This window comes from Pseudomonas sp. SDO55104_S430 (assembly GCF_054070595.1).
Map to the genome: position 1 here is coordinate 24,672 of NZ_JBSVXG010000062.1, position 6,000 is coordinate 30,671.

4 protein-coding genes and 1 tRNA gene are annotated in these 6,000 nt (G+C 61.7%); 1 reads left to right on the forward strand and 4 read right to left on the reverse strand.

Annotated elements, in window-relative coordinates; translation table 11 throughout:
• Positions 1–25: 25 nt before the first annotated feature.
• From ACW9JE_RS13565 to ACW9JE_RS13580, 4 genes are all read right to left on the reverse strand, one after another.
• Positions 26–101, reverse strand: a tRNA-Phe gene (locus tag ACW9JE_RS13565).
• 102 nt (positions 102–203) lie between these two features.
• Entirely contained in the window at positions 204–476 is a 273-nt protein-coding gene (locus ACW9JE_RS13570) for an oxidative damage protection protein (protein WP_175376539.1), read from the reverse strand.
• Entirely contained in the window at positions 473–1,540 is a 1,068-nt protein-coding gene (gene mutY, locus ACW9JE_RS13575; protein ID WP_224534810.1) for an A/G-specific adenine glycosylase, read from the reverse strand. The genes ACW9JE_RS13570 and mutY overlap by 4 nt, the downstream gene beginning before the upstream one ends.
• Positions 1,537–3,765: an AsmA family protein gene (locus ACW9JE_RS13580; RefSeq protein ID WP_457433022.1), complete on the reverse strand. Its 2,229-nt coding sequence runs from the start codon at positions 3,763–3,765 to the stop codon at positions 1,537–1,539. Before ACW9JE_RS13580 ends, mutY begins: the two co-directional genes overlap by 4 nt.
• Before the next feature lie 445 nt (positions 3,766–4,210).
• Between ACW9JE_RS13580 and ACW9JE_RS13585 the strand changes: the two genes are divergently transcribed.
• Positions 4,211–5,872: an OFA family MFS transporter gene (locus ACW9JE_RS13585; protein WP_457433023.1), complete on the forward strand. Its 1,662-nt coding sequence runs from the start codon at positions 4,211–4,213 to the stop codon at positions 5,870–5,872.
• The last annotated feature ends 128 nt before the right edge of the window (positions 5,873–6,000 follow it).

A 6,000-nucleotide genomic window follows, 5' to 3' on the forward strand; every position in this document is an offset into this window, starting at 1 on the left:
CTTTCGATTCAGGGTTTTCGGTATTTGGTGCCCAGAGACGGAATCGAACCGCCGACACGGGGATTTTCAATCCCCTGCTCTACCGACTGAGCTATCTGGGCAACGGGGCGCATTAAACGGGTTTTTCAGGGGGTCGTCAAGCAAGTTTTCAAAAAAAATTTAATTATTACCGTCGCTTACGTTCCGACCCCCGCAAAAGCGGGTTATTCCGACGGCGGTACGTAGCCTTCGGCCTTGGCGTATTCCTCGCCGGAGAAGTACTTGTCCATCTCGCCCTGAAGATATTTGCGATCTTCGGCGTTCATCATGTTCAGGCGTTTCTCGTTGATCAGCAGGGTCTGGTGCTTTTGCCAGTCGGCCCAGGCCTTGGCCGAGACGTGGTCGAATATGTCCTGGCCTTTGGCGCCAGGGAAGGGCGCGCGCTCCAGGGCGGGCAGTTCTTCTTTGTACTTGCGGCACATGATGGTGCGGGTCATGACGACTCTCCTGCGTTCAATACGACGGCCGCGCGTTCGAGCAAGGTCTTGACCGGGGCGGCGAGGCCCAGGCGCGGCGGGGTGGCGAGGTTATACCAGAGCCAGTCGGCCTCGGCCACGTGATGGCCGGCCTCCTGGACCTGAACCAGCACGGGTTCGATGGACAATTGAAAATGACTGAAGGTGTGCACCAGCTCTGGCAGCGCCTGACGGGTGCCGAGTTCGAGCGAGTGCTGCGAAGCCAGATGTTGCAGGTCGTCGAGGTCGTCGAGTTCCGGCAGGCTCCACAGGCCACCCCACAAGCCCGTCGACGGGCGGCGGTAAAGCAGGATTTCCCCTTCGCCGTTGGCGAGCATCGGCATCAGCGTGCGCTTCTGCGGGATGGCCTTGCGCGGCTTGGGGATCGGGTAGCGGGTTTCCAGGCCGAGCATGTGCGCTTCGCAACCCCTTTCCAGCGGGCATAGCAGGCAGCTGGGTTTGCTGCGGGTGCAGAGCGTGGCGCCCAGGTCCATCATCGCCTGGGTGTAGGCGTTGACCCGGTCATGGGGCGTAAAGCGCTCGGCGTTCGCCCACAGCTGTTTGGCGACCTTCGGCTCACCGGGGTAGCCCTCCTGCGCGGTAAAGCGCGCCAGCACCCGTTTGACGTTGCCGTCGAGGATCGGCGCGCGCAGGCCCATGCTGATGCTGGCAATGGCCCCGGCGGTGGACAGGCCGATGCCGGGAAGATCGGTGAGTTTTTCCACATCCCGCGGAAACTCGCCGCCGTACTGCTCAACGACGATCTTCGCGGTTTTCTGAAGATTGCGTGCGCGGGTGTAATAACCCAGGCCGGTCCACAGGTGCAGCACTTCATCTTCAGGCGCAGCCGCCAGGGCCTCGACCGTCGGCAGCGAGGCCATGAAACGGTCGAAGTAATTCAACACGGTGCTGACCTGGGTTTGCTGCAGCATGATTTCCGAGACCCAGACCCGATACGGGTTGATGTCCTGTTGCCAGGGCAAATCGTGACGGCCGTGGCGGTCGAACCAGTCCAGCACCGCCGTTGAAAACTGCTCGGCTCTCATCGTTTGAACAGCCCCTTGAGTGCGTCTTTGAGTTCCGGGCTGACCTTGTCGCCAAGCTTCTCTTCAATTTTTTCGCCGATCCGCTCGCCGGCCATTTTGCTGGCGACCTGACCCATCCGTTCGTTATCCAGCCGGCAGGCCTTGGCGCCGAGTTCCAGCGGGCCACGGCAGCGCAGCGGCCATTCGATGCCGACGAATTTCTCGCCCACCTGGCAGGCCGGGTCCGGCATGTCACTCTTGTCGCCTTCGACGATGATGCCGACGCGATAATCCATGCCCAGCACCCGCAGATCGACATCACCGTCGCCATTGACGGTCATGCCCGGGATGCGGACTTTCAGGTCCGGGTTGCTGGCCACGCCGTTGCGGAAATTCAGGTTGCCCTTGAGCTCCTGGAACGGCGTGTCCTTGCCCCGCGGTTCGCCGCTGAGGGTCTTGCGGTTGAGCGTGGCGATGCCACGGCACAGCTGCTGTTCGAGGTTGGCATTGAGCAGCACGCCATTGTTGATGACGAAACTGGCGTTGCCGTTGAGGGTTTCGATCAGCGCTTTCTGGCTGTTGCCGGCGCCGGTCAGGGTGCTGTTGAGGGTGACCAGGCCTTTGACCGGAGGATTTTTGCCCTGGCTTTCGAGGATCTTCTCCACGGGCACCCGGCTGATCCGTGTTTGCAGGTTCAGCAGTGGCGCCTGTGGCCGCACGTCCAGCGTGCCTTTGGCTTCGAAGCTGCCTTCGTACAGTTCGCCGCTCAGGTTCGACAGCGTCAGCAGCCCGCCCTGGCCATTGGCCTTGAGGGTAGCGTTGTGGATCGGCAGTTTTTCCAGGGTCAACTGGCCGAAGGTCAGGTCGGCGTCCACATCCAGCTTGCTCAGGCGTTCCACCGGCAGCAGGCGCTCGTTGCTCCACGCCTCCTTGGTCGGCGCCTGCGGTAGCGGTGTGGTGCCGGCGCCGGCCATGGCATCGGCTTCGGTGCTGGCGACTTCGGCCTGACGCACTTCTTTCGTGCTATTGGCTTCGGCGGATTTCGGCGGCAGGTAGCGGTCGACGTTGAAGGTGTCGGCCTTGAGGTTGGCCCGCAGCGATTGCTTGGCGAAGTCCTCGACGGCGATGCGCCCGGTGAAGGTGCTGTCGTCGACCTTCAGGTTGATGTCATCCAGCACCACGCTGCTTGGCGTGCCGGCCAGGCGGCTGACCAGTTCGACCTTGCTCAGGCTGCCTTCGGCCATCTTCGGCATCTGCTGGCCGATGCTGTCGACGAATTTCGCCAGGTCGAACTGGGCAATCGACAGACCGCCGCTGACCTGCGGAGTCTTGTCCAGTTCGTTGACCTTCAGCTCACCCAACGCGCGCAGCTGGTTGGCGGAGATCTTGATACCGGTCCATTCCGCGACATTGGCGGCCCTGTCCAGCAGCAGCTGGCCCTGGGCGGCGAAGGTCATGGTCTTGCCTTGCAGCGGATCGCCGGCCAGTTCGCCGGTCAGTTTCATGTCTTCGAGCTTGTAACGCTGCAATGCGCGTTCGAAGCGCAGTTCGCCGTTGAGCTCGGTGCGGACCCGCAGCACAGGCTGGTTGGTACCCAGGAAGGCAGTGAGCTTGACCGGGATGTTGGTCGAGTCATGCACCGGGCCGGTGCTCAGTTGGATGCTTTCGGCGCTGAACTGGCGACCGGTTTTCTCGTCGCTGTATTCGACCCGGGCGTTGTTGACGGTCAGGCTATCGATGTCCAGGCGAATGGGTTGCGCAGGCTTTTCCACCGGAACGGTGGCTGGCGCTTCAGGCTCGCCGGTGGTGGCAGGCGGGGTGCCAGCGGTGCTCGCGGTGGCCGGGACCTTGCCGATGTCTTCCCAGTTACCGTGGCCGTCCTTGTCGCGGTTCAGGCGCAGGTTCAGGCCTTCGACACGTACATCGCTCATCTGCACTTCGCGGCGCAGCAGCGGCAGTACGCGCACCGACAGACCGAGCATCTGCAGATCAGCGAAAGGTTCGGCCGGTTTGGCCAGGGTCGCCACGGCGGCGTCGTGCAGCTCAAGGCCCAGCCACGGGAACAGGCTCCAGCCGATATCGCCATTGAGCGTCAGCTCGATGTGGGCCTTGTCGCGGGCAATCTGACGGATCTCGTCTTTGTAGTCGTTGGGATCGAAGAGGTGGGTCAGGGCAAAGCCCAGCGCCACAATGATCAGCAACAACCCGAGAAGTACCAGACCCAGGATTTTGCCGAACGCTTTCATGGGCGAGTCCTTGTAGTGAGTCGACGCAGTTGGTCGAATTAAAAATTTAGCCGAGGAGTATAGCGCCCCGCAGTGGATGACCGGTCAGCGATCATTCGGACAGGAAATCGGTGAATTTTCTCCAGATCCAGCTGATTCAGGTCGATAGCTTGACCAGCAATCGGACGATCACCGGCATGGTCTCTCCTGTGGGTTGAACCGTGCCCCGGCAAGGGGAGCGTCTGAGCCAATAGTGATACGAGAACAGACAACTTCGAAAAACGTGATGTCACTTTGGTTTTTCTGTCACGTGCAAATGGTACCCTTCGCCCGTTCGCCTGCCCTTCTGCGACCCGATGTCGCACCAAAATGGAGCTTTACCTGAAAAAACAGTCGTGCCTGCGTGCGCCAAGGCTGGGGGTGAAGAGTGGCTGGCGAACCATACTAATATCTGGGGGATACACCAATGACCACGAGTATTGCGGCTGACGGCTACGTCGGCCAGCCCTCGTTCCTGTCCAAGGAGCGAATCATCGCCAAGCCCGGTTTCAACCGCTGGCTGGTACCACCGGCCGCGCTGGCCATCCACCTGTGCATCGGCATGGCCTATGGCTTCTCGGTGTTCTGGTTGCCGCTGTCCAAGGCGCTGGGCATCTCCAAGCCACTGGCGTGCGCACCGGACATGAGCTTCATCGCTCAAGTCTTCTCTTCGCAATGCGACTGGCCGATCTCGATGCTCGGCTGGATCTACACCCTGTTCTTCATCTTCCTGGGTTGCTCGGCAGCCATCTGGGGCGGCTGGCTGGAACACGCCGGTCCGCGCAAGGCTGGCGTCGTATCGGCCCTGTGCTGGTGTGGCGGTCTGCTGATTTCGGCGCTGGGTATCTATACCCACCAGATCTGGCTGATGTGGATCGGCTCCGGCGTTATCGGCGGTATCGGCCTGGGTCTGGGCTACATCTCGCCGGTGTCGACCCTGATCAAATGGTTCCCGGACAAGCGCGGCATGGCGACCGGCATGGCGATCATGGGCTTCGGCGGTGGCGCGATGGTCGGTGCGCCGTTGGCGACAGCATTGATGAGCCATTTCGGTTCGCCGGAAGGCGTCGGCGTGTGGCAGAGCTTCGTGGCCATGGCTGCGATCTACTTCGTGTTCATGGTCGGTGGCGCGCTGTCCTACCGCGTTCCGCCAACCGGCTGGAAGCCTGAAGGCTGGACTGCTCCTGCGAAAAAAGCCTCGAATGCGATGATCACCAACCGTCACGTACACGTGAGCGTTGCGTGGAAAACCCCGCAGTTCCGTCTGGTCTGGCTGGTGCTGTGCCTGAACGTATCGGCTGGTATCGGCATCCTGGGCATGGCTTCGCCGCTGCTGCAGGAAGTGTTCGGTGGCAAATTGCTGGGCAATGACCTGGCGTTCGGTCAGCTGGACGCTTCGCAACTGGCGTCGATCGCCGCGATCGCTGCAGGTTTCACCGGTCTGCTGAGCCTGTTCAACATCGGTGGCCGTTTCTTCTGGGCATCGTTCTCCGACTTCCTGGGCCGCAAGAACACCTACTTCCTGTTCTTTGCCTTGGGCATCGCGCTCTACTCGCTGATTCCGAACCTCGGTCATGGCGGTCACATCGCTCTGTTCGTGGCGGCGTTCTGCATCGTTCTGTCGATGTACGGCGGCGGTTTCGCGACCGTTCCGGCTTACCTGGCCGACCTGTTCGGTACGCAAATGGTGGGCGCGATCCACGGTCGTCTGCTGACCGCTTGGGCGGCGGCGGGCGTGTTGGGTCCGGTGCTGGTGAACTACCTGCGTGAGTATCAGCTGAGCATCGGCGTTGAACGTGCCGCGGCCTATGACATCACCCTGTACATCCTGGCTGGCCTGCTGGTGCTGGGCTTCCTGTGCAACCTGATGGTGCGCCCGGTGGCCGACAAGTACTTCATGACCGACGCTGAACTGGCGGCCGAACAGGCGCTGGGTCACGACAAGGGCGCTGACGGCAGCACCGTGCTGGAGTGGAAAGCCGCTGCTGGCACCAAGCCGCTGGCGGTGGCTGCCTGGCTGGTGGTGGGTATTCCGCTGGCGTGGGGTGTGTGGGTGACGCTGCAGAAGACGGCGGTGTTGTTCCACTAAGCAGATTGGCCCGGTCCTCAATGGTCCGGGCATCCAACACCTTGTGGGAGCGGGCTTGCTCGCGAATGCGGTGTGTCAGGCGACATCTGTGCTTGCTTACACCCCACTTTCTCAAGCAAGCCCGCTCC